The following is a 25,306-nucleotide window of genomic DNA, read 5'->3' as shown; positions in this document are numbered from 1 at the left end:
TAAGAGCCATGGCAAACGTGCAGAGCGGCAAGATGATCGTCGGTCTCGATATCGGTACCTCCAAAGTGGTGGCATTGGTCGGCGAAGTGAATGCGGACGGCCAGTTGGAAATCGTCGGCATCGGCACCCACCCATCACGTGGTCTGAAAAAGGGCGTGGTGGTGAATATCGAATCGACCGTGCAGTCGATCCAGCGCGCCGTCGAAGAAGCTCAACTGATGGCCGGTTGCCGTATCCACTCGGCCTTTGTCGGCCTCGCCGGTAACCATATCCGCAGCCTTAACAGTCACGGCATCGTCGCGATTCGTGATCGCGAAGTCAGTTCGGCTGACCTTGAGCGGGTACTCGATGCCGCACAGGCTGTGGCCATTCCAGCCGATCAGCGGGTGTTGCATACCCTGCCGCAGGATTATGTGATCGATAACCAGGAAGGCGTACGTGAGCCACTGGGCATGTCCGGTGTGCGCCTGGAAGCCAAGGTGCACGTGGTCACTTGCGCGGTGAATGCCGCGCAGAACATCGAGAAGTGTGTGCGTCGCTGCGGCCTTGAAGTTGACGACATCATTCTTGAGCAGTTGGCCTCGGCTTATGCCGTGTTAACGGATGACGAGAAAGAGCTGGGTGTGTGTTTGGTCGATATCGGCGGTGGCACCACCGACATCTGCATCTTCACCGAAGGCGCGATCCGCCATACCGCAGTGATCCCGATTGCCGGTGATCAGGTCACCAATGACATCGCCATGGCCCTGCGCACGCCAACTCAGTATGCCGAAGAGATCAAGATTCGGTATGCTTGCGCGTTGGCCAAACTGGCCGGTGCAGGCGAGACCATCAAGGTGCCGAGCGTCGGTGATCGTCCGCCGCGAGATTTGTCGCGTCAGTCCCTGGCTGAAGTGGTTGAGCCACGTTACGACGAGCTGTTCACCCTGATTCAGGCTGAGCTGCGTCGCAGTGGTTATGAGGACTTGATCCCGGCCGGGATCGTTCTCACAGGCGGTACAGCGAAGATGGAAGGAGCCGTCGAGCTGGCCGAAGAAATTTTCCATATGCCGGTACGCCTGGGTATCCCCCAGGGTGTCAAAGGATTGGCCGACGTCGTGCGTAACCCCATCTATTCAACAGGCGTAGGCCTGCTGCTGTACGGGCTGCAAAAGCAGGCCGACGGCGTTTCGATGTCTGCGCTTGGCAGCTACAGCGATGAACCCAAACAACCTGTTCTGGAACGGCTGAAACGCTGGGTCCAGGGCAATTTCTGATTTTGCAGTAGGCGTTATAACTAGAAAGTAAAGGAGAGGGAAAATGTTTGAACTCGTAGACAGCGCTCCAGCAAGTGCGGTTATCAAGGTCATCGGCGTGGGCGGCGGCGGCGGTAATGCTGTCAACCATATGGCGAAAAACAACATTGAAGGCGTTGAGTTCATCTGCGCCAACACGGATGCACAGGCACTGAAAAACATCGGCGCACGCACTGTTCTGCAGCTAGGCACTGCAGTAACTAAAGGCCTCGGTGCGGGTGCTAACCCAGAAGTTGGCCGTCAGGCCGCTATGGAAGATCGCGAGCGTATCGCTGAAGTGCTGCAAGGCACCGATATGGTCTTTATCACCACCGGCATGGGCGGCGGTACCGGCACCGGTGCAGCCCCAGTAATTGCTCAGGTGGCCAAGGAAATGGGCATCCTCACCGTTGCAGTGGTGACCCGTCCGTTCCCGTTCGAAGGCAAGAAGCGCATGCTGATCGCCGAAGAAGGCATCCGCGCTCTGTCGGAAAGTGTCGACTCGCTGATCACCATCCCTAACGAAAAACTGCTGACCATCCTCGGTAAGGACGCCAGCCTGTTGTCCGCGTTCGCCAAGGCTGACGATGTACTGGCGGGTGCCGTGCGCGGTATCTCCGACATCATCAAGCGTCCGGGCATGATCAACGTCGACTTCGCCGACGTGAAAACCGTGATGAGCGAAATGGGCATGGCGATGATGGGCACTGGCTGCGCCAGCGGTCCGAACCGTGCGCGTGAAGCGACCGAAGCGGCCATTCGCAATCCATTGCTCGAAGACGTCAACCTGCAAGGCGCGCGCGGTATTCTGGTGAACATCACTGCCGGTCCTGACCTGTCCCTGGGTGAGTACTCCGACGTGGGTAACATCATCGAGCAGTTCGCTTCCGAGCACGCCACCGTCAAGGTCGGCACCGTGATCGATCCGGACATGCGCGACGAGTTGCACGTCACCGTAGTGGCCACCGGTCTGGGTGCGCGTATCGAGAAGCCGGTCAAGGTTATCGACAATACTGTGCAGGTTTCTGCCAACGCCCATAGCAACGCAGCCGCACCGGCGCGTGGTGAGCAAAGCGTCAATTACAAAGATTACGAGCGTCCTACTGTTCAGCGTCAAAGCCACGGCGGCGCAGCCACTGCGGCCAAGATGAATCCGCAGGATGATCTGGATTACCTGGATATTCCGGCCTTCCTGCGTCGTCAGGCCGATTGATGAAATGTATCAGGAGTATTGGGACGATTGGTGTTCAGCAAAGGCCGGTTCTGCTATCATCGCCGGCCATTGTTGAAAACTATTCGCAACTAGTGCTATAGCGGTCCAATCCATGATCAGACAACGCACCCTGAAGAACATCATCCGCGCCACTGGCGTAGGCCTGCATTCCGGGGAAAAGGTATACCTGACCCTAAAGCCGGCACCAGTGGACACCGGTATCGTGTTCCGTCGTACCGACCTGGACCCTGTCGTGGAAATTCCCGCGCGTGCAGGGAATGTCGGTGAAACCACCATGTCGACCACGCTGGTCAATGGTGATGTCAAGGTGGATACGGTAGAGCACCTGCTTTCGGCCATGGCTGGCCTGGGCATCGATAACGCCTACGTCGAGCTCTCCGCATCCGAAGTGCCGATCATGGATGGCAGTGCGGGTCCTTTTGTATTCCTGATTCAATCGGCTGGTCTGCAAGAGCAGGACGCCCACAAGAAGTTCATTCGTATCCTTCGTGAAGTCACGGTTGAAGATGGCGACAAGCGCGCCACTTTTGTGCCTTTCGAAGGGTTCAAGGTGACCTTTGAGATCGATTTCGATCACCCTGTGTTCCGCAATCGCACCCAGTCAGCCAGCGTCGACTTCTCCAGCACGTCATTCGTGAAGGAAGTGAGTCGCGCTCGCACGTTCGGCTTTATGCGTGATATCGAGTTCCTGCGTTCACAGAACCTGGCGCTCGGCGGCAGCGTGGATAACGCCATCGTAGTGGATGAGTTTCGCGTGTTGAACGAAGACGGCCTGCGGTATGAGGACGAATTCGTTAAGCACAAGATTCTCGATGCGATCGGCGATCTTTACCTGCTGGGTAACAGCCTGATTGGCGAGTTCAAAGGTTTCAAGTCGGGCCATGCGCTGAATAACCTTCTGCTGCGCACCCTGATTGAGCAAACCGATGCGTGGGAAGTTGTCACCTTTGATGACCCCAACACCGCGCCAATCTCTTACATGCGCCCGGTTGCGGCGGTGTAACGTACGACCTTCCTTCTTTACTTTCTAAGGCCACCCTCGGGTGGCCTTTTTTTATCGGTTGTCGGTGCTGGAGGCCAATCGTTGAGCAGTCGTAGCGCCAGGATAAGCATGCGAGCAAAGCATGTTGGCCAGTTTTTTTAGTCTGTCGTTTTGTCGCTTTGGGTGTGTTTTGCCAGGCGTTCTAGGGCTGCGCGGAGTTTGGGGTCGCTGATGCCTTCGGCGGTAGATTGGATGTTTTCTGCGGCGCTGCTGGACAAATTCATTGTGCGAATTGGCGCACGCCTTTCAGCAGTCGGAGGTTGCACCTTGAACAGAATCTTCGTTAAGGTCGCGAACTCTTCGAGTGCCTGCAGCTGTTTCAACAAGCGTTTTTGTTGATAGCGCAGGCGTGTGGCCCAATGGCCGTCGGTGATTATCAGCAGCAGGCAGCCCTCGCGCCATGACGCTACATGGCAGTGTTCGCGGGCAGCAGGCTGCAGTTGGCTCTCGAGTAAGTGTTGCAGGCGATCAATGCGTTGCGCTTGATTGAACAGCGCTTTCAGAGGCTTCGCTTCGCGCAAGAGTGCGGCGGGAGCCCGGGCCGGCAAAGGACGAAATGTCATGGCAGGACGCCTGAGAAAGTGAAGCCAGCATGGTAGCAGAATCACTGCTGCCGGCTGTGCCTTCACCGTTAGGGGAATGCAGTGCAGATCATATTACTCAGCCGGCACCATGGTGCCGCACGTTCACTCAGCCTAAATTTGCGCGGGCTACTGTTGGTAGTGTTGCTGGCGCTCGGTGCCGCGCTGGCCAGTGGTGTGGCAGTTGGGGCCTGGTGGGCACCTGCCACTGTTAGGGTGCAGGACGATACGCAAATCAATCAGGTGCTCGATCAGCAGCGTGCCGAAGTGGGCGCCGTGCGTCTGGATGCACAGCGCCAGCTGGATGCGTTCGCTGCGCATGTGGCCGAGCTGCAGGCGCGCCTAACGCGTTTGGACGCACTGGGTGCGCGGCTGACCGAGTTGGCGGATCTTGATGCCAGTGAGTTTGACTTTTCGCTCAATGTTGGTCAGGGCGGTGCTGAAGATAGCTTGGGCGATGCGGCTTATGCGCCGCCGCTGTTTATGGATGAGCTCGACCGCTTGAGCGTGCGCCTGGACAGCCGTGAGCAGTTATTGGAGGTGCTTGAGCAGTTGATCGGCGAGCGCCAGCTGAGCGAAGCCGAATACCTGTCGGGTATGCCGGTGCGCAATGGCTACATGTCTTCGCCGTTTGGCCGCCGTGTACACCCGCTCACCGGGCGTAATACTCAGCATAAAGGTGTCGATTTTGCCGCCAAGCCGGGCAGTGATGTGGTCGCTGTCGCTGCGGGTGTGGTGAGCTTCTCTGGGGTCAAGTCGGGCTATGGTAATGTCGTGGAGGTCAGCCATGCAGACGGCTACACCACGCTGTATGCGCACAATCAGAGTAACTTGGTACAGATTGGTGATCTGGTGCAGCGCGATCAAACGATTGCCAGGGTTGGTCGCAGCGGGCGCGCCAGTGGTTACCATGTACACTTCGAAGTCACCAAGAATGGTCGGGTTGTTAATCCGGCCAGCTACATCGCCCGAGTGGGTAGCGTCGAATAACGCCGCTTTCCTCATTAGCGTTTCCGAGTAGAATGCCCACCTCGCACGCAGCCAAAAATGCTGCATGGGTCGCTGTTCAGTAGCCCTCAATCCATACGCCTGGAAGATCCTGTCGATATGTTTGCGCCTTTGTTAAAGAAACTCTTTGGAAGCAAGAACGAGCGTGAAGTCAAACGCATGCTCAAGGCGGTAAGCGCCGTCAATGCCTTCGAGGAGCAGATGCTTGCCCTTTCCGATGAGCAACTGCGAGCCAAGACGGATGAGTTCAAAGCCCGTCTGGCTAAAGGCGAAACCCTCGATCAACTGCTCGCCGAAGCATTTGCGGTAGCCCGCGAAGCCGGTAAGCGGGTGATGGGCATGCGCCACTTCGACGTGCAGTTGATTGGTGGCATGACCTTGCATGAAGGCAAGATCGCCGAGATGCGCACCGGTGAGGGTAAAACCCTGGTGGCGACCCTGGCGGTGTACCTGAATGCGCTGTCCGGCAAGGGCGTGCATGTGGTCACGGTCAACGACTACCTGGCACGCCGCGACGCCAACTGGATGCGTCCGCTGTATGAATTCCTCGGTATGACGGTGGGGATTGTCACCCCGTTTATGCCGCCGGAAGAGAAGCGTGAAGCCTACGCGGCCGATATCACCTACGGCACCAATAACGAATTTGGCTTCGATTACCTGCGCGACAACATGGCTTTCAGCTTGGAAGATAAATTCCAGCGTGAGCTGAATTTCGCTGTAATCGACGAAGTTGACTCCATTCTGATCGATGAAGCGCGCACCCCGTTGATCATCTCTGGTCAGGCCGAAGACAGTTCGCGCCTTTATACCGAGGTCAACAAGCTGATCCCGCGCCTCAAGCTGCATGTTGAGGAAGAAGAGGGCGTCGTTACTCAGGAAGGCCATTACAAGCTTGATGAGAAGGCTCGTCAGGTTGAGCTGAATGAAGCCGGCCACCAGTTTGTTGAAGAAATGCTCACCGAAGTCGGTTTGCTGGCTGAAGGCGAGAGCCTGTATTCGGCGCATAACCTGGGCCTGCTGACCCATGTGTACTCGGGTCTGCGGGCGCACAAGCTGTTCAACCGCAACGTTGAATACATCGTGCAGAACAACCAGGTGCTGCTGATCGACGAACACACCGGCCGTACCATGCCGGGGCGTCGTTTGTCTGAGGGCCTGCACCAGGCGATCGAAGCCAAAGAAGGTCTGCCGATCCAGGCCGAGAGCCAGACGCTGGCCTCGACCACCTTCCAGAACTACTTCCGCCTGTACAACAAGCTGTCCGGCATGACCGGTACGGCTGATACCGAAGCGTTCGAGTTCCATCAGATTTACGGCTTGGCGGTGATCGTAATCCCGACTAACCGTGCCCTGGCGCGTAAAGACTTCAACGACCTGGTCTACCTGACTGCGGAAGAGAAGTACGCCGCCATCGTTACCGACATCAAAGAAAGCATGGCGTTGGGCCGGCCCGTTCTGGTCGGTACGGCGACCATCGAAACGTCCGAACACATGTCGGCGCTACTCAATCAGGAAGGCATCGAGCACAAAGTGCTGAATGCCAAGTTCCACGAGAAGGAAGCGGAAATCATTGCTCAGGCCGGTCGTCCGGGCGCGCTGACTATTGCCACCAACATGGCCGGTCGTGGTACCGACATTCTGTTGGGTGGCAACTGGGAAGTTGAAGTCGCCAACCTGGAAAACCCAACACCTGAGCAGATCGCCCAAATCAAGGCCGATTGGCAGAAGCGTCACCAGCAAGTGATTGAAGCCGGTGGTTTGCATGTAATCGCGTCTGAGCGTCATGAATCGCGGCGTATCGACAATCAGCTGCGTGGTCGTGCCGGCCGCCAGGGTGACCCAGGTTCCAGCCGTTTCTATCTGTCGCTGGAAGATAACCTGATGCGCATCTTCGCCTCGGATCGGGTGAAGAACTTTATGAAGGCTCTGGGCATGCAGCCTGGAGAGGCCATTGAGCACCGCATGGTCAGTAATGCCATCGAGAAGGCGCAGCGCAAGGTTGAAGGCCGTAACTTCGACATGCGTAAGCAGCTGCTGGAATACGACGACGTGGCGAACGAGCAGCGCAAGGTGATCTATCACATGCGCAACACCCTGCTCGCCGCAGACAACATTGGCGAAACCATTGCCGATTTCCGCCGCGAAGTCGTCGAGAACCTAGTCAACGAACATATTGCGCCACAGTCGCTGCCTGAGCAGTGGGATATCGCCGGTCTGGAAGAGGCGCTGTACACCAGCTTCAACTTGCGTCTGCCGATCCAGCAGTGGCTCGACGATGATCACAAGTTGTATGAAGAGACCCTGCGCGAGCGCATTCTTGACGAGCTGATCAAGGCCTACAACGAGAAGGAAATCGAGGCCAGTGCCGAGGCGCTGCGCACCTTCGAGAAGCAGATTCTGCTGCGCGTGCTCGACGACCTGTGGAAAGACCACCTGTCGACCATGGATCACCTGCGCCACGGTATTCACCTGCGCGGTTATGCACAAAAGAACCCCAAGCAGGAATATAAGCGTGAGTCTTTCACCTTGTTCCAGGAATTGCTGGATTCGATCAAGCGCGACACCATCCGCGTGCTGTCGCATGTGCAGGTGCGCCGCGAAGATCCGGCCGAAGAAGAGGCGCGTCTGCGTCGCGAGGCCGAGGCATTGGCTGAGCGCATGCAGTTTCAGCACGCGGACGCCTCGGCTATACCGCCGCAAACCTCTGAAGAGGAGGGTGATGTAGCGGTGGCTGTGGCGCCTGTGCGCACTGAACCGAAGATTGGCCGTAACGAACCGTGCCCGTGTGGTTCCGGTAAGAAGTACAAGCACTGCCACGGTCAGGTTAACTAAACCGACTGTGTAGAGCGGGTTGCGCCGACAGTGACGTTGGCTATGCTTGGCCCCGCTTGAATAACGCCGCGAACGGTTCGACCGCTCGCGGCGTTTTACCATCTCTCATGTCCTACCCCCTCAAGGAGTGTTCCCTATGGCTGTTGGTCTTGGCCCATTGTCTACCCTGCACCCGGTTCCAGGTTTCGAATTGGGCATCGCTTCTGCGGGCATCAAGCGTCCTGGGCGCAAGGATGTGGTAGTCATGCGCTGTGCCGAGGGCTCCAGCGTAGCCGGGGTATTCACCCTTAATGCGTTCTGCGCTGCGCCGGTGGTCCTGGCCAAGCAGCGGGTATTGGGCAGCGTGCGTTACCTGCTGACCAACACTGGCAATGCTAACGCTGGCACCGGTGGGCAGGGGCTGCGCGATGCGGCGCACACCTGCTCTGCTCTGGCGGCCCTGACCGGGGTGCAAGAGGGGGCCGTGCTGCCTTTTTCCACCGGGGTTATCGGTGAGCCGTTACCCGTGGCAAAGATTGAAGGTGCGCTGCGTGCGGCGCTGGACGATCTGGCGCCGGATCATTGGGCTGAGGCCGCCACGGGCATCATGACCACCGACACCTTGCCTAAGGGTGCCAGCCGCCAGTTCGTGCACGATGGCGTTACCGTTACCGTGACCGGTATTTCCAAGGGCGCCGGGATGATCAAGCCGAATATGGCGACCATGCTGGGTTACATCGCTACCGACGCCAAGGTTGCCCAGGGCGTACTGCAGGATTTGCTGCGCGACGCGGCGAACAAATCGTTCAACCGCATCACCATCGACGGCGACACCTCGACCAACGACTGCTGCATGCTCATCGCTACCGGTCAGGCGGCCCTGCCAGAGATCACCCAGGCCAGCGGCGACCTGTTCGCCAAGCTCAAAGAGGCGGTGTTCAGTGTGTGCATGGACGTGGCACAGGCCATCGTGCGTGACGGTGAAGGTGCAACCAAGTTCGTCACTGTGCAGGTGAACGGCGGTGCAACCCATCAGGAGTGCCTGGACGTTGGGTACGCCGTGGCGCATTCGCCGCTGATCAAGACTGCGCTGTTTGCTTCCGATCCAAACTGGGGGCGGATCCTTGCTGCCGTCGGCCGTGCCGGTGTGGCGCAGTTGGATGTTAGCTTGATCGACGTGTTCCTAGGTGACGTGTGCATCGCCAGCCGCGGCTGTCGCGCGGCCAGCTACACCGAAGAGCAGGGCTCGGCGGTGATGGCGAAAGAAGAAATCACCATCCGCATTGAATTGGGCCGTGGCAGCTGCAGCGAGACCATTTGGACCACTGACCTGTCCCACGAGTACGTGAAGATCAACGCGGAATACCGCACCTGATCGGCCACGCACCTGCTGTTTGGCTGCCCGCATTCCCGTTGTTCATAGCGCTATGAACAACGGGAATTTGCTATTGCAGGGGGCGCCTTTTAAGGTCGTTTGACCTTCCCGCCCTGAGCGCAGCCCATGTCTCTTACTCTGGTTATCGGTGACAAAACCTATTCGTCCTGGTCGCTGCGTGCGGCGCTAGCCTTGGAGCTCAGCGGTGCGCCCTATAGCGAACAGCTGATCGCCCTGAACCGCCCCGAGACTCGCGCACAGATTCTGCAGCACTCGCCGACTGGCAAGGTGCCGTTGCTGATCACTGACGAAGGCATCATCTGGGACTCCCTGGCGATTAGCGAATACCTGGCCGAGTGTTTCCCGGCGGCCCAACTCTGGCCGCAGGAGCGAGCGGCGCGAGCGCTGGCCCGCAGTGCCTGCGCCGAGATGCACAGCGGTTTTGTTGCGCTGCGCAGTCACCTGCCGATGGACCTCAAGCGTAACCAGGCCTTAGCCGAAATACCGGCCGATGCCATGGCAGATATTCAGCGCGTTTGCGCTTTGTGGGTCGAGTGCCGGCAGCGCTTTGCTCAGGCTGGCGGCTTCCTGTTTGGCCAGCCGAGCTTGGCGGATGCCTTCTTTGCCCCGGTGGCGGCGCGTTTGCGCAGTTATCAGGTGGTGCTGCCGGCTGAGGCTGCTGCCTATGTCGAGACAATCTATCAATGGCCGGCGTTTCAGCGCTGGTATCAAGCTGCCCAGGAGGAATATCTGGAGTGAAGCGTATTCATGTAGCTGCTGCAGTCATTCGCGGCGAAGACGGGCAAATCCTGCTCGCCAAGCGTGCTGAGGATCAACACCAAGGCGGTCTCTGGGAGTTTCCAGGCGGCAAGGTGGAGGCGGGTGAAACGGTACAAACGGCCCTGGCCCGTGAACTGGAGGAGGAGCTGGGCATTCGTCCCAGTGCAGCCCGGCCGTTAATCCAGGTGCGTCATGATTACCCGGACAAACAGGTGTTGCTGGATGTCTGGGAGGTCTCGGCGTTTACCGGTGAACCGCATGGTGCCGAAGGCCAGCCACTGGCCTGGGTCAGCCCCCGGCAGCTCGGTGACTATGAGTTCCCGGCGGCCAACCGGCCGATTGTTGCGGCCGCACGCTTGCCCGAGCGCTACCTGATTACCCCAGAGGGCTTGAGCGGGCCTGAGCTGCTACGGGGTATTCAAACGGCGTTGAAAAGCGGTATTCGCCTGCTGCAGTTGCGCGCGCCGGCGATGTTCGATGCGCAGTACCGTGATATCGCCGTCGACGCTTTAGGGTTGTGCGTAGGCAAGGCACAACTGATGCTCAAGGGTCCGCTGGAGTGGCTGGGCGACTTCCCGGCAGCCGGCTGGCATCTGACGGCGCGGCAACTGCGTGAGTTGAGCGCGGCGGGGCGGCCGTTTCCGCGCGAGCGCTGGTTGGCGGCATCCTGTCACTCGGCAGACGAACTCGCCTTGGCGGCGCAGATGGGCGTGGACTTCATCACCCTGTCGCCCGTACAGGCGACGCACACCCATCCCGATGCTCAGCCGTTGGGTTGGGAGCAGGTTGCCGGGTTATTGCAAGGGTTTAATCAGCCGGCTTACCTGCTGGGCGGGGTGACTCCGGGCGACGTTGCGCGGGCTTGGCAGGTTGGAGCGCAGGGCGTGGCGGGTATTCGTGCGTTCTGGCCGGAGTAACTGCAACCGTTGGGTAAAGGGCGTTATAGTCGCGCCCTCAAATGGTGCGCTACAGGTGGGCAGTTGACGGTGCAAAGTTTCAAGGCGTGGATGAAGGGCTTCTGGCCTGCGCCGATGATGGTCAGTTTCAGCGAGCGTGTGCTGAGTTGTATGGGTGCAGTGCTCGGGCTGCTGTTCAGTGGTTGGCTGTCTTATGAGGTGCTGGGTAATGCCAGCCCATGGCTGATAGCGCCAATGGGCGCGTCGGCGGTGCTGCTGTTTGCGGTGCCGGCCAGCCCGTTGGCACAGCCGTGGTCGATTATCGGCGGCAACCTGATCTCTGCCCTGATCGGGGTCACCTGCGCCACTGTGCTTGGACACGATGCCTGGGTGGCAGCATTAGCGGGTGGCCTGGCGATTGCGGCGATGTTTGCGTTGCGTTGCCTGCACCCGCCGGGTGGCGCGGTGGCGCTGACGGCAGTGCTGGCAGGCCCGCAAGTGGCCGAGTTGGGTTACCACTTCGCCCTCTATCCGGTCGGCCTAAACTCCTTGGGCCTGCTGCTGATTGCGTTGCTGTTCAACAACGCCTTACGCCGGCAATACCCGCACCGCCCCCTTGAACATGGCAACCTGCACAAGACCCGCGATCCGCTCCCGCGTGAGCGTCTGGGCTTTACCCCAGACGACCTGAGCGCCGTACTCGAAGCCCGTGGCGAACTGCTCGATATTTCCCGCGAAGACCTCGAAGAGATTTTTCTGCAAACCGAAGCGCGGGCCTATCAGCGGCGTTTTGGTGAGGTGCGCTGCGCCGACATCATGTCTCGTGATGTGCAGACACTGAGTCCTCTGACAGGCCTGGACGCCGCCCGCGCCCGCTTGTATGAGCACCGCCTGACTGCGCTGCCGGTGGTTAACGCCGAGGGCCAGCTGCTCGGCATGCTTGGGCTGCATGAGGTGTTGCAGGCGCCTGCTGATGCCGAGGATGTCAGCACCTGCATGCGCCGTGAGGTGCCAAGCTGTCGTGCGGATTGGCCGGTCACCGACCTGCTGCAGATGCTCACCGACGCGGATATGCATCAGGTACCGGTGATCGACGACGCGCGGCGGGTTGTGGGGATTGTCAGCCAGTCCGACCTGCTGGCGGCCATCTTCCGTATGGCCTTGCAAGGCTCTGGAGCGGCCGCCGCAGGCAGCTGACCGCTGCATCTGGGTTATCCTGTGGGCTTTCCGCTGTCTGGCTGTTGAGTGTGTCCATGTCGATAGATGCTCGTTCCCCCTCGAATATGCGCCCCAGTACGTTGCACCTGCCGCGGGGCAACTGGGCGACGGTGTTCGAGTGCCTGTGCGCACACTTCCCGGCGATTAAGCCGGCGGTGTGGCAGGAACGTATCGCCCGTGGACGGGTGTTGGACGCCCAGGGGCAGCCAATCAGCCTGCTGACGGTCTATCGCGAAGGGTTCAAGGTGCATTACTTCCGCGAAGTGCCCGCCGAGACGCCGATTCCGTTCGAGGAAAGCGTGCTGTATGTCGATGAGCATGTGCTGGTCGCCGATAAGCCGCATTTTCTGCCGGTGATGCCGGCCGGCGAGTATGTCGAGCAGACGTTGCAGGCGCGTCTGGCCAAGCGTTTGGGCAATGCCGATCTGGTGCCCTTGCATCGCATAGATCGGCATACCGCGGGTCTGGTGCTGTTTTCCACCAACCGCCAGAGCCGCGGCCAGTACCAGGCGTTGTTTCGCCTGCGGCAGATGGACAAGTGCTACGAGGCCTTGGCGGCCGCCCTGCCGCAGCTGACCTTCCCGTTGCTACGCGCCACGCGGCTGGACGCGGCTGAGCCGTTTTTCCGCATGCAGGAAGTGGCGGGGGAAGCCAACACCGAAACCCGTATCGAGGTCGCCCAGCGTCTGGGCGAACACTGGCTGTACCGCCTCTACCCGGTGACGGGCAAGAAGCATCAGTTGCGTGTGCACCTGGCCGCGCTGGGCGCGCCGATTGTTAATGACCCGTTCTACCCCGAGGTCACCGACGCCCCTGATAGCCCTGATGACTACAGCAGACCATTAAAGCTGCTGGCGCGCGGGCTGGCGTTCGATGATCCGCTGACGGGTCAGCGGCGCAGTTTCGAAAGCCAGCTCAGCCTGCTCTGAGGTTGTAATTCAAGGGTGTTTCCCCGCGCGGCATCCGGGCTCGGGTTATTCCTTCTTGGCGGCCTGCCACAGTACTTCATCAATCTGCTGACGCTTGGCGATCACGCGGGCGGCGACAAACAACAGGTCAGAGAGGCGGTTGACGTAGGCCAGGCCGACGCCGCGAATTGGCTCTACGGCATTCAGGTGTTGGCAGCGGCGCTCGGCGCTACGGGCCAGGCTGCGGCAAACATGCGCTTGGGCAATCAGCCGTGAGCCACCGGGCAGGATGAAATTCTCCAGCGGCCCGACTTCTTCGTTCCAGCGGTCGATGGCCGCTTCCAGGCGCTCGATTTCCGGCGCCTGGAGCGCCTGGTAGTCGGGCATTGCCAGTTCGCCACCGAGATCAAACAGGCGGTGCTGGCAGGGCGCGAGCACCTCGATAATCTCGCCCAGACCCGGGCATTTAGCTTGTTGCTCGGCCAGGTCGGCGAGCAGCAAGCCAATCTGGCTGTTTAGCGTATCCACCTCGCCCATGGCATCCACGCGCGGGTGGTCCTTGGTCACGCGGCGGCCGTCGGCCAGGCCGGTTTCGCCGGTATCGCCGGTGCGGGTGTAAATTTTCGAGAGTCGGTAGCCCATATTCAAATGCCTGTATCAGGAGTGGCGGTTGGCAGCGGCAGGCGCAGGGTGAAGCAGGTGCCCTGGTCGGGTTTGGACTGCACCTCCATCTGCCCTTTGTGGTTATTAGTGATGATGAAGTAAGAAACCGATAGGCCGAGGCCGGTGCCCTGGCCGACTTCCTTGGTGGTGAAGAACGGCTCGAAGATGCGTTTGCGCACCGATTCGGGCATACCGACGCCGTTATCTTCGACCTGGATCTCGGCCCACGCCCCGGCCAGGCGTACTCGCAGAATGATCTGTCCTGGTACTTGGCTGTCACTGCGCTGATGAATCGCCTGGGCGGCGTTTTTCAGCAAGTTGAGCAGCACCTGCTCCAGTTCGTTGGCGGTGGCGGGGACGGCGGGTAGATCGGCCGCGAACTCGCGCTGAATGTTCAGGCTCTTGAAGTCAAAACTATCAGTCAGGTCAAAGTCGTTGCTGGCGATTTCCACGGCTTGGTCGATCAGCGCTGGCAAGTGGCACGGAGCGAGTTGACGATCACTGCGGCGGCTGAAATTGAGCATGTGGCTGACAATCTTGGCGGCGCGGCTGCCGGCCTGCTGAATGCCATCGAGCAGGCGCGGGATCTCTCGGGCCTGCAGGTAACGGTCGATGGCTTCCAGGCAGATGCCAGCTTGTTCGGCCTGTTCGCGGTTTTTTTCTAGCTCCGGTGACAGGCGCCGGCGGATGTTCTGCACGTTATGCAGGATGGCCCCCAGGGGGTTGTTGATCTCGTGCGCCATGCCGGCGGCGAGGCCACCCACGGAGAGCATCTTCTCTGACTGCACCATCATTTCTTCGAGGTTGAGGCGCTGGGTGATGTCGTCGATGCGGATCACCACGCCACGACCGCTGCTGCCGGTCAGCGGGTAGAAGGTCAGGGCGAAGTGCAGAGGTTGTTCATTGCTGCCCCAGGTGACCCGTTCGATTTTTTCCACTTGATGCTGTTCGACAGTGCGTTTTAGCTGCGGCAGGAAGGGTTTGAGCGGCGGGAAGGCGAGGAAAATCGGCTGATTCAGTGCTTCGTCCAGGCGGGTGCCGGACAGGCTGCTGGCTTCCTGGTTCCACTGCGTCACATAGAGCTGCTCGTCGAGGGCGATCAGGGCCGAGGGCATGGAGTCGATGATGCTGTTGAGGTAGTTCTGAAAACCAGTGAGCTTTTTCTCGATCTTGCTGCGCACCTGTACTTCCAGCTCCAGTTTACGGTTGGAGTGGCGAGTTTCTTCCGCGAGGTGCTGGGCCTGGTCGAAGGCTTGTTGGACGTCATCGCGGGCGCGCTTGAGCTGTTGCTCACGGGCTTCGATGCGCACCAGCATGGTGTTGAAGGCATCAGCCAGGCCGCCGATTTCGTCAGCGTTGCCGCGGCGTGCGCGCAAGGCGTAGTTCTCCTCGCGAGTGACTTGGCGTGAGAGCTCTTCCAGGCGGCGGATCGGGCGGGTGATCAGGCGGCGTACCTGGCGCGAGACAATCAGCCAGAGCAAGACGCTCAGGGCGAGAATCACCAGGCTGGCGGTCAGTGTGCCGGTGTAGAACACCCCCGGCAGTTCGCTGGAGGCGACCAACAGCAAATGGCCGGAATGGCCGGTGTCTTGGGGCAATTCGATTAACTGACTGATGCGAAACTCACTGTGCCGCCAGGACTCGACCTCTTCAATGTGCTGCGGCAGCTGCAGTTTGCTGCCGCGCTGCAGCTGCGCCAGGCTCAGGCCGTCGGCGTCATAAATCATCGCCGCGCGCAGCGGTGCGTAGTCATCCAGGCGCTTGAGCAAGGCTTTGGCCGCGGCGGGAGAGCTCAGTGCATGCTTGCTCAACTGTGGGCTGGCAATCAGCCGACCGAGGGTGTGCAGCGCTTGGGGGGCCATGCTTTCCTGGGAAATCCAGTAAGCGGCGCTGATAAAGGCCAGGTTGGCGACCAGCAGTACGGTGGCCAGCAATGCCAGCAGAGCGACCAGCAGTTTGCGGCCGACCGGGAGATTTTCAAGGCGCTGACGCAGGGGCATGGCGAGGTGTGTCGGTGGTGAACGTGTCGGCAGGTTAACGCGCGGCTCAGTAACTGGGCAATCCGCGCGCGTTGAGGTGCGTGAGTAGTTGGTCGTGCAGGGCATGTAAATGCGGCAGCTGCAGTTGGTGGCGCTGCGCAGCGTCGCAGGCATAACCCAGTAGGTAGGCGATTTCTGTGCGTCGGCCCTGGCTGACATCTTGGTGCATGGAAGAATAGTTGGCGGCGGTGGCCAGGATCACTCGCTGCACGTCGTCATGCAGGTTCTCGGCGGCCGCACTGTGGCCGCAGCGCTGCAGCAACTCACTCAGCTCACTGCACAGGCAGGCGACCTGCGCCGGGTGTTCGCGCAACCCGCCATTGCGGCAGTCATGCAGCACAGTGAGGGGGTTGATGGCGCAGTTCAGCGCCAGTTTGCGCCACAAGCGACTGAGGATATCCAGGCTCCAGTCATGGGCAATACCGGCGCGTTGTAAATCAGCCAGCCAGGCTGCCGGCTGCACATCAAGTGGGTCGCCGAGCCAGGTATGGCCGTGGCCGGCAAACACCACTTGGAAGTCCGCCTGGCGAAACGCGCCTTCGGTGCTGGACGCCATAATGCAGCGCGCATGTGGGGCCGCGCGCGCGACCTCGTCCTGGCTGCCCAGGCCATTTTGCAGCAATAGAATTTCTGCACCGTCGACTAAGCGTGGCGCCAGTTGGCTCACCGCGGTGGCTGCGTCGTAGGCTTTGCAGGCCAGCAGCAGGCGCTGGATCGGTTGCGGATCGGCGGCTGTTTGGGCTGTGATGGCGAAGTGCTGGGCCTGGCCCTGTTCAATGAGGGTCAGGCCGCCGGCGTGTTGATAGCTGCGAAGGCGTTGTGTATCACGCAGGATCAGCTGCACCGGCAGGCCAGCCCGCGCCAGGCGGGTTGCCCACAGGGTGCCCAGGCTGCCGGCCCCAAGGATATGCCACATGTTTAACGCGGGTTACTGCGGCAACGGCAGGCGCACTGCCGTTACGCGGCCGCTGCTGTAAGACTCGCTCAGCAATTTCTCGGCGTGTTGAGTGATTTGCTCCGCGGTACAGGGCAGGCCTTTGGCGTCGAGGCCTACCAGGCTTATCCCGGCTTTGAGGCTGATAAAGCCTTCGCTGGTTTTGAAGGCCTTGAGGTTGATGCCATCGTGCAGGCGTTTAAAGCTGCTGGGCGAACACTCGTGCAGGTCGCTTAGCAGGGTGATGAGGCCAAAGTGGTTTTCATCCAGACGCACCAACACATCCAGTGGCCGCACTAACTGCTGCAGGCGTCGGGAAACACCGCTCAGCAGCTCGTTATAAAAGGCCTCGCCATGCTGCTGGTGCAGTCTGTGAACGTCCTGTAATCCAATCAGCAGGTAACACAGCGCGCCGCCACGAGACTCAATCTGGCGCAGGCTGTCGAGCATCTTCTGATGCAAATAGCGGTTGTTACCCAGGCCTGTGAGCGGGTCGATCAGGTTGCGTTGCTCTAGGCTGGCGATGTTTTCGGTGAGCAGGCGATTTTCTTGCAGTAGGCGCTGCAGGCTATTGCACAGACGGTCGGCGGCGAAGACCCGTGGCAGCAGTTGCTCGTTCATAGCCGCTTTGCTAATGAAATCATCAACACCGCTGTCGAAGGCTTCGCTCAGTACGTTTTCGCCTTCCTTGCCGGTGAGCAGGATGACGTAGGTGTAGTGGTGAGCCATTTCGTCGAACTGACGCACCTGCACGGTCAATTCCAGGCCATTCATCTCCGGCATTAGCCAATCGGCCAATAAAACGCTGGCGGGGCGCTGTTCGAGCAGTTTGATGGCTTCGGCGGCGCTGCTGGCGAAGCGTAGGTCCTGATAACCCGCCTGGCTCAGGGCGCGCCCGATCATGGCGCTGGAGAACTTGGCGTCATCGACGACCAAAATACTCAGGTGGGGGTTCGACATGGACAGGCTCGCTAAAGGGAAATCACGTGGGCCCGGTACTTCGCCGGGCAGTGTGTGCAGCTAGCATTATATAATGGCCGGGTTTTTTTACCGTCAAGCCAGGTGTGCCCCATTCGTGATGCAGGGCGCGCCGTCTATCAGGAGTAAGCCCATGCCCTCGTTCGACGTGGTGTCCGAGTTGGACAAACATGAAGTGACCAACGCCATCGACAGTGCCATTAAAGAGCTGGACCGTCGTTATGACCTGCGCGGTAAAGGTAGCTTTGAGCTGAAAGAGCTGACTGTCAACCTGACAGCCGATGCGGATTTCCAGTTGGAGCAGATGGTTGAGATTCTCAAGCTCTGCCTGGTCAAACGCAAGATTGACGTGCAGTGCCTGGAATTTAAGGACGCCTACCCATCGGGCAAGAGCGTCAAGCAGGAAGTGATCCTGCGTGAAGGCATCGAGAAGGACTTGGCGAAGAAAATCGTCGCGCACATCAAGGACAGCAAGCTCAAGGTTCAAGCTGCTATCCAGGGCGAGCAGGTGCGTATTACCGGCAAGAAGCGTGATGACCTGCAGGAAGCGATTGCCGCCCTGCGTGCCAAGGACTTTGGTATGCCCTTGCAGTTCAACAACTTTCGCGATTAACGCGTGAGTATTGAACCTTGGCGCCGAGCAGGCGTCGCAACGGTGTAAGTGCAGTAAAACCGCCACGGCTTGCCGTGGCGGTTTGTTTTTAGGCTTTAAAAAGGATTAACAAATGGAATTTAACGTCGAACAAGTCGTGAAAATGTCGGAAGCCTGGTTGCCCGTCGTGCTGGAATACAGTGGCAAGCTGACCCTGGCTTTGATCACTTTGCTGATCGGTTGGTGGTTGGTCAGTAAGCTCGTCAGCAGTATTGGCCGTGTACTCGACATGCGTCAGGTTGACCGGGCGCTCGGCAGTTTTATCTGCAGCCTGGTCGGCATCGTGCTGAAAGTGCTGCTGCTGGTCAGCGTGGCCTCGATGGTTGGGGTAGAAACCACCTCCTTTATAGCCGTCATCGGTGCCGCCGGTCTGGCCATTGGCCTGGCTTTGCAAGGCAGCCTGGCAAACTTCGCGGGCGGCGTCTTGATCATGCTGTTTCGTCCGTTCCGGGCCGGCGATTGGATCGAGGCGCAGGGCGTATCGGGCAGTGTCGACAGCATTCAGATTTTCCATACCACACTGAAAACTGCCGATAACAAAGTGGTGATCGTGCCCAACGGCAGCTTGTCGAATGGTCATATCACCAACTATTCGCGCGAGCCTAAGCGTCGCGTCGACATTAATGTGGGTATCGATTACTCCAGCGATATCAAAACGGCGCGTGACGTGCTGCTGGAAATCGCTAAAGACCCGCGCGTGCACAGCGAACCCGCTCCCGTGGTGTTTGTGACCGGGCTGGGTGACAGTGCAGTCAACCTGTCTTTACGAGTGTGGGTGGCAACGCCCGACTTTTGGCCGGTCACCTTCGCCTTTACCGAGCAGACCAAGGAGCGCATGGACGAGGCAGGTATTGGCATTCCATTCCCGCAGCGCGTGGTGCATTTGGTGCAACAGAACAGTTGAGCCTTGCTTGAGCGCTCGCCGCGTTAGCGGCGAGTGGCGTTGTACAGCTCGTTGAAGTCGCGGCCCATCGCGTGTTGATAATGGCTTACTAGGTATTTCCAGTCGGTTTGATCCCAGGGCGAATGGCGCCTCAGCTGCAGCATGTCATGCATGGCTGCCTGCTTGCTGGTCAAACGGCGCCGGCATTTCTCTAGATCAAGCAGTGCGACCTCGGGCGCAGCTGCAGAGCCCTCGCCGTTAATGCGCACAAAAATATGCTTGATATAGATGCAGCCATGCTGCCAGCGCGCAGTGTGCAGGCGGGCAAGCGTGTGGGCGACTTCTACCAGCAGTTGCTGATGCAGTGTTTCGCCACATTGCTCGCGCCCGTTGCTGGCATACCATTGATCAATCGGCTGAAAACCTTCCAGCGCCTTGGTGATCAGCAGTGCTCGCCAACCATCACTGCTGCGCTGGGCTGCGCAGTAAACAATTTCGGGGACGGTGACGCCAGCCTTGCGGGCGCCGAGCAGTGCTTCTTGCTCACGCAGTACGGTTGGCCGGCCAAAAGGGTGGAGCAGGCTGCGGTGAATATGGCTCGTTTGGCGTTTTGCGTAGAGTAGCGTGGCGTCTTTGTAAATACGCTGCACACCACTGTAACCGCCTCGGCGATCGTTGGGTTCCTCGACCCACTCACCTTGGGTCTGCCACCAGCTTTCGAAGCCGGCTGACTTGGATGACGTGTTTGAGGTGCTCAATATCGCTGACATAATTTGCCCTTAATGTGGGTGTCTGCAACCAGCAAAACCTATGCCGGTTGGCCTGATACGGCCACTCTCGGATTATTGTTATGGGTGCTCGGTTGGGATAGCTCCGCTGGCCTTTTGTGGCTGTGACTGTTCGCGTCGCCATTGCAGAATAATCAGGATCAAGGTCGGGATACCCAGTGCAGCCGTCACCAGGAAGAACTGGGCGTAGCCGAATGTTTCCACCATCACGCCTGAATAACCACCGATCAGTCGTGGTAACAACAGCATGATTGAGCTGAGTAGGGCGTATTGGGTGGCGGAGAATTTCAGGTTGGTCAGGCTCGACAGATAGGCGACGAATGCCGCCGTCGCCAGGCCAGCGCTAAAGTTGTCGGCTGAAATGGTCACGATCAACATCTGCAAATCCGCGCCCATGCCGGTCAGCATCAGGAACAGCAGGTTAGTTGCTGCTGAGGCGGCGCCGCCAATAAACAGGATCGGCATAATGCCGAACCGTACGATCAGCAAACCGCCGACCCCGGCCCCCACGAGCGTCATCACCAGGCCAAAGAGCTTACTGACGCTGGCGATCTGATCTTTGGTAAAGCCCTGGTCGATATAGAACACGTTGGCCATTACGCCCATCACGGTGTCCGACATGCGGTAGGTGGCAATCAGGCCCAGCAGCAGGAAGGCCTGCCAGCGGTAGCGCACGATAAAGTCGTTGACCGGCGTCAGTACGGGGGCCAGGCCGCGACGGCCCATGGACGACAAGCACAGGGCGCTGAGAATGGTGTAGAGCAGAGCGCGCAGGAAGGCGCGGTCTTCCAGCAGCAGGTCGAGCACGCTGTTTTGACCATTAATCAGGCTGGCAAAGTCGGTGTAATAAAACTGGGTGAACATCGCCGGTACCGATACCAGCAGCACAATCAACACCAGCACCGAGGCAATTTGATGGCTGAAACCATAACGCGCCGCGGCGAGTTGGGTGCGCAACGGCACATCCGGCTCGCGCATCCACAGGCTGGTCAGCAGCCCGGGGAGCATCAACATGGCAAACAGCATGTAGGTGCCAGCCCAGGCACCGTGCTGATAGAGCAGGGCGGTGGAGCCAAAACCTTCGGCAAAATATAACGCGCCGGCGGTGGCCAGTAGGGCGGCAACGCGGTAACCGGCCATATAACTGGCGGCGAGTGCAGCCTGGCGGGTGTCGTCGACAATTTCCAGGCGATAGGCGTCTACGGCGATGTCCTGGGTGGCTGAAGCGAAGGCCACCAAGACAGCCAGGGAAATCAGCCAGGTCAGGTGGGTTTGTGGGTCACACAGGGCCATGCCGGCCAAGCCAATGGCAATCAGTATCTGTGACAGCACCAGCCAGGAGCGGCGCCGGCCCAGCTTGCCCAGCAGCGGTAAGCGCCATTGGTCGAGCAGGGGCGACCACACCCATTTAAAGGCATACGCCAAGCCGATCAGGCTGGCAAAGCCAATGGTGTCGCGCGCTACACCGGCTTCGCGTAACCAGACGGAAAGGGTCGAAAACACCAGCATATAGGGTAGGCCGGCGGCGAACCCAAGCAGGAGCAGCACCAACGTCGACGGGCTGGAGTAGGCAGCAATGGCATCACGCCAGCTTTTACGAGGCATTAAAGGGGTATCAGCCTGAGATTGACCTAACAAAGGGCGCACTCTAACCGCTGTGCTCTGTTGGGCGCCAGCCATAGCGCGGCATATCCACCCGATCGTTATGGATTTGCACACCTTCCTCGCGTAGGCGGCTGCGCTGCTCTGTGCCGGCGTGGCTAGCGGCAGGTAAGCCGAGGCGCCCGCCTGCGCAAATGACCCGGTGCCACGGCAGGGTTGTGCCGTCCGGTAGTTGGCTGAGGGTGCGCCCGACCCAACGCGCGGCGCGGCCCAAACCGGCATAGGCGGCCAGTTGTCCGTAGCTCACCACGCGGCCTGCGGGTATTAGGCTCAGCGCTGCATAAAGTGCCGTGCAGCGCTCCGTCTGGCTTGCTGTGTGCTGACCTGGCGCGGCATGCTGCGGCACTTGTCCTGGCTCGCTATCTGGCTTTTCCAACATGCTGCTACGTAACCTGCTGTGTTTATTGAGTCTTAGTCTGACCGCGCCTGTGTGGGCGGACACGGTGTGGCTGAACAATGGTGACCGTCTGAGCGGCGAGATAGTTCTACTCGATGGCGGAAAACTGGCCCTGAAGACCAAATATGCCGGACAGGTGCTGATTGCCTGGAAGGATATCGACACCCTGCGTTCGGACAAACCCCTGCTGGTTCGGCGTCAGGGCCTCGACAGCGAGCGCAGTAATCAGCTGGAAGCCGCCGGCAAAGGCATGGTGCGGGTTGTCAGTGAGCGTACGCAGACGGTACCGCTGGCCAGCATCACGCGGTTGATTCCACCGAGACCGGTGCTGCAGGACCGTCTTTGGGAGGGCAACCTGGACGCCAAGCTTGATATGGAACGCGATGACAACGACACCGACGAGTGGAAATTCAAGGGTAATACGCGCATGGAGCATGGGCGCTGGCGGCACGTACTTAGCGGTGACTTGGAGCGCAAGGTCAAGAATGGGGCGAAAACCGCAGACAATTGGCAGTTGGAATACGATCTTGACCGCTTTATCACGGATAACTGGTTCTGGCGGGTCGGTGCCGAACAGAATGAAGATGAGTTCGCCTTCTTCACCCGTCAGCGTTCGCTGGGAACAGGGCCGGGTTATCGTTTCTGGGACAACGAATTAGGTCGGCTGGATGTGGTCGGTCAATTCAATCGTTTGCAACTGCAAACCCGCGATGCCGATCTGGCACTCAACACCTACTCGGTTTCCTGGGATTACAAACGTCTGCTCTGGGGCACTCGTTTGGAGTTTTACAGTACGGCCGAGCTACAGCTGCCGGATATCGAGCAGATCGACTATGTACTCGACAGTGAAGTAGGCCTGCGTTACCGCCTGAACCAATGGGCGCGGCTGTCGCTGCTGTACGAGCTGGATCAAGTGCGCGGGCTCGGTCAGTCCGCAAGTGAGCGGCGCTATTTGTTGGGGGTGGGTGTCGGTTGGTAAGGCGAATAGGCTGAACTCACGGTGCATCTGTCGGTCAGTGCTTGCTCTGGCAGCGTGCGTACGGATAATGCGCGGCCCTCCGCACACACCTTGATAGAAAGCCTCTCCCTATGTTTTCCAGAACCCTGCTTTGCTTGGCCCTTACGCTTGCTGCCACACCCGCATTGGCGGACACCGTCTGGTTGAAAAACGGCGACCGCCTGACCGGCAAGATCAAGTTCTACGACGGAGGCAAGCTGCTGCTGGTAACCGACTACGGCGGTGCCATTGCCTTGAGCTGGAGCAAGATCGCTACCCTAGAAAGTGATCAGGAATTGCTGGTCAAGGAAAGCGCCATCAGCGGCGAGCGGGCAAAAGCCCTGCAGGCGGCGGAACCTGGCAAGGTCACGCTGGTCAACGGCGAGGCGCCCAAGACCATTGAGTTGGCCAGTATTCAACAGATTCTCAAGCCCAAGCCATTGGTTGAGGACCTCGTTTGGAAGGGCAATATTGATGCCGCGCTGGACTACAAACGTGCCGAGCGCGACACCGACGACTATGACGTCAGCCTGAAAACCCAGGCGCGCCATGGCTTGTGGCGGCACCACGGCGAGGCGGAATACAACCGTGAGTTCCAGAATGACGTGGTGACCACCGATGACTGGAGTGCCGAATATGCGCTTGACCGTTTTTTGACTGAGAAATGGTTCTGGCAGGGGCGTATGGAATATAAGCGTGACCGCATTGAAGACGTGCGTCGTCAGCGTACGCTAGGCACCGGGCCGGGTTATCAGTTCTGGGACAATGAGCTGGGCGCCTTTTCCGTGGGTGCTCTGCTTAATCGCAGCGACTATGAGTATGAAAATGGCGAGCAAGACCGTTTTTACGCCGTGAGCATGAAGTGGGATTACAACCGCTACTTGATCGGTAAGAGTGTCGAGTTGTTCAGCGATGGGGAGGTGGGTAAGCCACTGGCGAATGTCGCGGACTACACCCTGGATGCCGTCGTAGGACTGCGCTACAAACTGACCGACTGGGCCTCGCTGAACATGAAGGCCGAGAAAGACCTGGTTAGTGGCTCGGAAGGCGAGCTGGACGAAACTCGTTATAGCTTGGGTTTTGGCGTCGGTTGGTAAGCTGAGGCTGTAAACAAAAAGCCCCGCAGATGCGGGGCTTTTTGTTTTAAACATTCAAGCTCTCGCGAGCTAGAGTCAGCCTAGGCAAAAGCACTCGCGGGCGCGGAGTTTACAGCTGTAAATGAGCAAGCCCGCGAGTGCTTTTAACGACGGGTGGCCGACGCGCAGCAGATCGGTGCGGATTACAACCGCAGGCCGCCGTCCAGCTCAAGGATCCGACCGGTGTAGTAGTCGTTTTCCAGGATGTAGGCAACCGAGTGAGCGATCTCGGCCGGCTTGCCCATGCGGCGCAGCGGGATAACCGAGGTCATGCGCTCCAGCGCTTCCGGCTTCATGCTGGCAACCATTTCGGTTTCGATAAAGCCCGGTGCCACGCCCGCAACGCGGATGCCGTAACGTGCCAGTTCCTTGGCCCAGACCACGGTGTCAGCGGCTACACCGGCCTTGGCGGCGGAGTAGTTAGCCTGGCCGATATTGCCGGCGCGGGAAATCGAGGAGATGTTGATGATCGCGCCTTCATTCTTCAGCTCAATCATCTTCGCCGCCACTTCACGTGTGCAGAGGAACACGCCAGTGAGGTTGACGTCGATTACCGACTGCCACTGGGCCAGGCTCAGCTTGGTCATTTCGCCGTCCTTGACCTTGATGGTCAGGCCGTCGCGAAGGATGCCGGCGTTGTTCACCAAGCCGTTGATCGCGCCGAAATCGTCGGCAATCTGCGCCACGGTTTGGATCACTTGTTCTTCATTGGCGACGTTGCACAGGTAAGCACGCGCTTCTACGCCCATGGCTTTGCAGGCGGCCACGGCTTCGTCGAGCTTTTCCTGGTTGAGGTCGACCAGCGCCAGTTTGACGCCTTTCTCGGCCAGGTACTCGGCCATGGCGCGACCCAGGCCCTGGCAGCCGCCGGTGATGACGATAACTTTGTCTTTGAGTTGCATTGCGTATCCCCAAGTAAATGGAACCGCTGCAACCTCTGCTGCCGCGCCGGCCATAACGCGTTAAGAGTGTTTGGCTCGGCGTACGAGAGGTTCAATCGGCTCTGCGGTGTAACCTTGCCGGCGCTGTAACCGTTATCCTAAAGCGCCT

General features: G+C 59.3%; 23 protein-coding genes. 14 read left to right on the top strand and 9 right to left on the bottom strand.

Translation table 11 applies throughout. The features are described from left to right. The first annotated feature begins 8 nt into the window (after nucleotides 1–8). From ftsA to lpxC, 3 genes are all read left to right on the top strand, one after another. A complete protein-coding gene (ftsA, locus tag N1078_RS07075; RefSeq protein ID WP_274087501.1) occupies nucleotides 9–1,256 on the top strand; it encodes a cell division protein FtsA in 1,248 nt (415 codons plus the stop codon). Nucleotides 1,257–1,299: 43 nt separating this feature from the next. Further along, nucleotides 1,300–2,487 carry a cell division protein FtsZ gene (gene ftsZ, locus N1078_RS07070; RefSeq protein ID WP_274087500.1) on the top strand — a complete coding sequence of 396 codons (1,188 nt, stop codon included), beginning with the start codon at nucleotides 1,300–1,302 and terminating at the stop codon, nucleotides 2,485–2,487. A gap of 112 nt (nucleotides 2,488–2,599) precedes the next feature. Further along, the gene (lpxC, locus tag N1078_RS07065) at nucleotides 2,600–3,511 is read left to right on the top strand and encodes a UDP-3-O-acyl-N-acetylglucosamine deacetylase (RefSeq protein ID WP_274087499.1); all 912 of its coding nucleotides are present in this window, start codon (nucleotides 2,600–2,602) and stop codon (nucleotides 3,509–3,511) included. 137 nt (nucleotides 3,512–3,648) lie between these two features. On the opposite strand, the gene N1078_RS07060 is transcribed toward lpxC, so the two are convergent. After that, nucleotides 3,649–4,113, bottom strand: a complete 465-nt coding sequence (locus tag N1078_RS07060; RefSeq protein WP_274087498.1) for a DUF721 domain-containing protein — start codon at nucleotides 4,111–4,113, stop codon at nucleotides 3,649–3,651. 81 nt (nucleotides 4,114–4,194) lie between these two features. Here N1078_RS07060 and N1078_RS07055 point away from each other — a divergent pair, with 81 nt between their 5' ends. From N1078_RS07055 to N1078_RS07025, 7 genes are all read left to right on the top strand, one after another. After that, nucleotides 4,195–5,121, top strand: a complete 927-nt coding sequence (locus N1078_RS07055; RefSeq protein ID WP_274087497.1) for a M23 family metallopeptidase — start codon at nucleotides 4,195–4,197, stop codon at nucleotides 5,119–5,121. 117 nt (nucleotides 5,122–5,238) lie between these two features. Continuing rightward, the gene (gene secA / locus N1078_RS07050; RefSeq protein WP_274087496.1) at nucleotides 5,239–7,971 is read left to right on the top strand and encodes a preprotein translocase subunit SecA; all 2,733 of its coding nucleotides are present in this window, start codon (nucleotides 5,239–5,241) and stop codon (nucleotides 7,969–7,971) included. Nucleotides 7,972–8,107: 136 nt separating this feature from the next. After that, nucleotides 8,108–9,325, top strand: a complete 1,218-nt coding sequence (gene argJ / locus N1078_RS07045) for a bifunctional glutamate N-acetyltransferase/amino-acid acetyltransferase ArgJ (RefSeq protein ID WP_274087495.1) — start codon at nucleotides 8,108–8,110, stop codon at nucleotides 9,323–9,325. Nucleotides 9,326–9,451: 126 nt separating this feature from the next. Further along, nucleotides 9,452–10,084, top strand: a complete 633-nt coding sequence (locus N1078_RS07040; RefSeq protein ID WP_274087494.1) for a glutathione S-transferase family protein — start codon at nucleotides 9,452–9,454, stop codon at nucleotides 10,082–10,084. Beyond that, nucleotides 10,081–11,022: a Nudix family hydrolase gene (locus N1078_RS07035; protein ID WP_274087493.1), complete on the top strand. Its 942-nt coding sequence runs from the start codon at nucleotides 10,081–10,083 to the stop codon at nucleotides 11,020–11,022. Before N1078_RS07040 ends, N1078_RS07035 begins: the two co-directional genes overlap by 4 nt. Before the next feature lie 69 nt (nucleotides 11,023–11,091). Then, on the top strand, nucleotides 11,092–12,198 hold the full coding sequence (locus N1078_RS07030) for an HPP family protein (RefSeq protein ID WP_274087572.1): 1,107 nt from the start codon (nucleotides 11,092–11,094) through the stop codon (nucleotides 12,196–12,198). Between the two features lie 56 nt (nucleotides 12,199–12,254). Beyond that, a complete protein-coding gene (locus N1078_RS07025; RefSeq protein WP_274087492.1) occupies nucleotides 12,255–13,148 on the top strand; it encodes an RluA family pseudouridine synthase in 894 nt (297 codons plus the stop codon). A 45-nt stretch (nucleotides 13,149–13,193) separates the two neighbouring features. On the opposite strand, the gene N1078_RS07020 is transcribed toward N1078_RS07025, so the two are convergent. From N1078_RS07020 to N1078_RS07005, 4 genes are read right to left on the bottom strand one after another with little or no spacing between them, the layout of a single operon-like run. After that, the gene (locus N1078_RS07020; RefSeq protein ID WP_274087491.1) at nucleotides 13,194–13,769 is read right to left on the bottom strand and encodes a cob(I)yrinic acid a,c-diamide adenosyltransferase; all 576 of its coding nucleotides are present in this window, start codon (nucleotides 13,767–13,769) and stop codon (nucleotides 13,194–13,196) included. A 2-nt stretch (nucleotides 13,770–13,771) separates the two neighbouring features. Continuing rightward, entirely contained in the window at nucleotides 13,772–15,790 is a 2,019-nt protein-coding gene (locus N1078_RS07015) for a sensor histidine kinase (protein WP_274087490.1), read from the bottom strand. Nucleotides 15,791–15,836: 46 nt separating this feature from the next. Next, nucleotides 15,837–16,745, bottom strand: a complete 909-nt coding sequence (locus N1078_RS07010; RefSeq protein ID WP_274087489.1) for a putative 2-dehydropantoate 2-reductase — start codon at nucleotides 16,743–16,745, stop codon at nucleotides 15,837–15,839. A 12-nt stretch (nucleotides 16,746–16,757) separates the two neighbouring features. Further along, nucleotides 16,758–17,723, bottom strand: coding sequence for a GGDEF domain-containing response regulator (locus tag N1078_RS07005; protein ID WP_274087488.1), 966 nt, complete (start codon nucleotides 17,721–17,723; stop codon nucleotides 16,758–16,760). Nucleotides 17,724–17,874: 151 nt separating this feature from the next. On the opposite strand from N1078_RS07005, the gene N1078_RS07000 reads away from it, so the two are divergent. Next, nucleotides 17,875–18,354 (top strand): YajQ family cyclic di-GMP-binding protein, encoded by a 480-nt coding sequence (locus N1078_RS07000; RefSeq protein WP_274087487.1) that lies wholly within the window; start codon nucleotides 17,875–17,877, stop codon nucleotides 18,352–18,354. A gap of 112 nt (nucleotides 18,355–18,466) precedes the next feature. Continuing rightward, nucleotides 18,467–19,297: a mechanosensitive ion channel family protein gene (locus tag N1078_RS06995; protein ID WP_274087486.1), complete on the top strand. Its 831-nt coding sequence runs from the start codon at nucleotides 18,467–18,469 to the stop codon at nucleotides 19,295–19,297. A 23-nt stretch (nucleotides 19,298–19,320) separates the two neighbouring features. Here N1078_RS06995 and N1078_RS06990 read toward each other — a convergent pair whose 3' ends face one another. From N1078_RS06990 to N1078_RS06980, 3 genes are all read right to left on the bottom strand, one after another. Then, entirely contained in the window at nucleotides 19,321–20,046 is a 726-nt protein-coding gene (locus tag N1078_RS06990) for a lipopolysaccharide kinase InaA family protein (RefSeq protein ID WP_274087485.1), read from the bottom strand. Nucleotides 20,047–20,124: 78 nt separating this feature from the next. After that, on the bottom strand, nucleotides 20,125–21,669 hold the full coding sequence (locus tag N1078_RS06985; protein ID WP_274087484.1) for an AmpG family muropeptide MFS transporter: 1,545 nt from the start codon (nucleotides 21,667–21,669) through the stop codon (nucleotides 20,125–20,127). A 43-nt stretch (nucleotides 21,670–21,712) separates the two neighbouring features. Continuing rightward, entirely contained in the window at nucleotides 21,713–22,105 is a 393-nt protein-coding gene (locus N1078_RS06980; protein WP_443218095.1) for an MGMT family protein, read from the bottom strand. Here N1078_RS06980 and N1078_RS06975 point away from each other — a divergent pair. Further along, nucleotides 22,104–23,102: a DUF481 domain-containing protein gene (locus N1078_RS06975; protein ID WP_274087483.1), complete on the top strand. Its 999-nt coding sequence runs from the start codon at nucleotides 22,104–22,106 to the stop codon at nucleotides 23,100–23,102. The two genes, N1078_RS06980 and N1078_RS06975, sit on opposite strands and share 2 nt — an antisense overlap. 110 nt (nucleotides 23,103–23,212) lie before the next feature. Next, nucleotides 23,213–24,217 (top strand): DUF481 domain-containing protein, encoded by a 1,005-nt coding sequence (locus N1078_RS06970; protein WP_274087482.1) that lies wholly within the window; start codon nucleotides 23,213–23,215, stop codon nucleotides 24,215–24,217. A gap of 182 nt (nucleotides 24,218–24,399) precedes the next feature. Here N1078_RS06970 and N1078_RS06965 read toward each other — a convergent pair whose 3' ends face one another. Further along, nucleotides 24,400–25,158: an SDR family oxidoreductase gene (locus N1078_RS06965; RefSeq protein WP_274087481.1), complete on the bottom strand. Its 759-nt coding sequence runs from the start codon at nucleotides 25,156–25,158 to the stop codon at nucleotides 24,400–24,402. Nucleotides 25,159–25,306: the final 148 nt, after the last annotated feature.

The organism is Pseudomonas sp. MIL19, assembly GCF_028680365.1.
Taxonomy (GTDB): Bacteria; Pseudomonadota; Gammaproteobacteria; order Pseudomonadales; family Pseudomonadaceae; genus Aquipseudomonas; species Aquipseudomonas spirodelae.
Note: the sequence above shows the minus strand (reverse complement) of the source record. Positions and strands in the feature narration are given on the sequence as shown.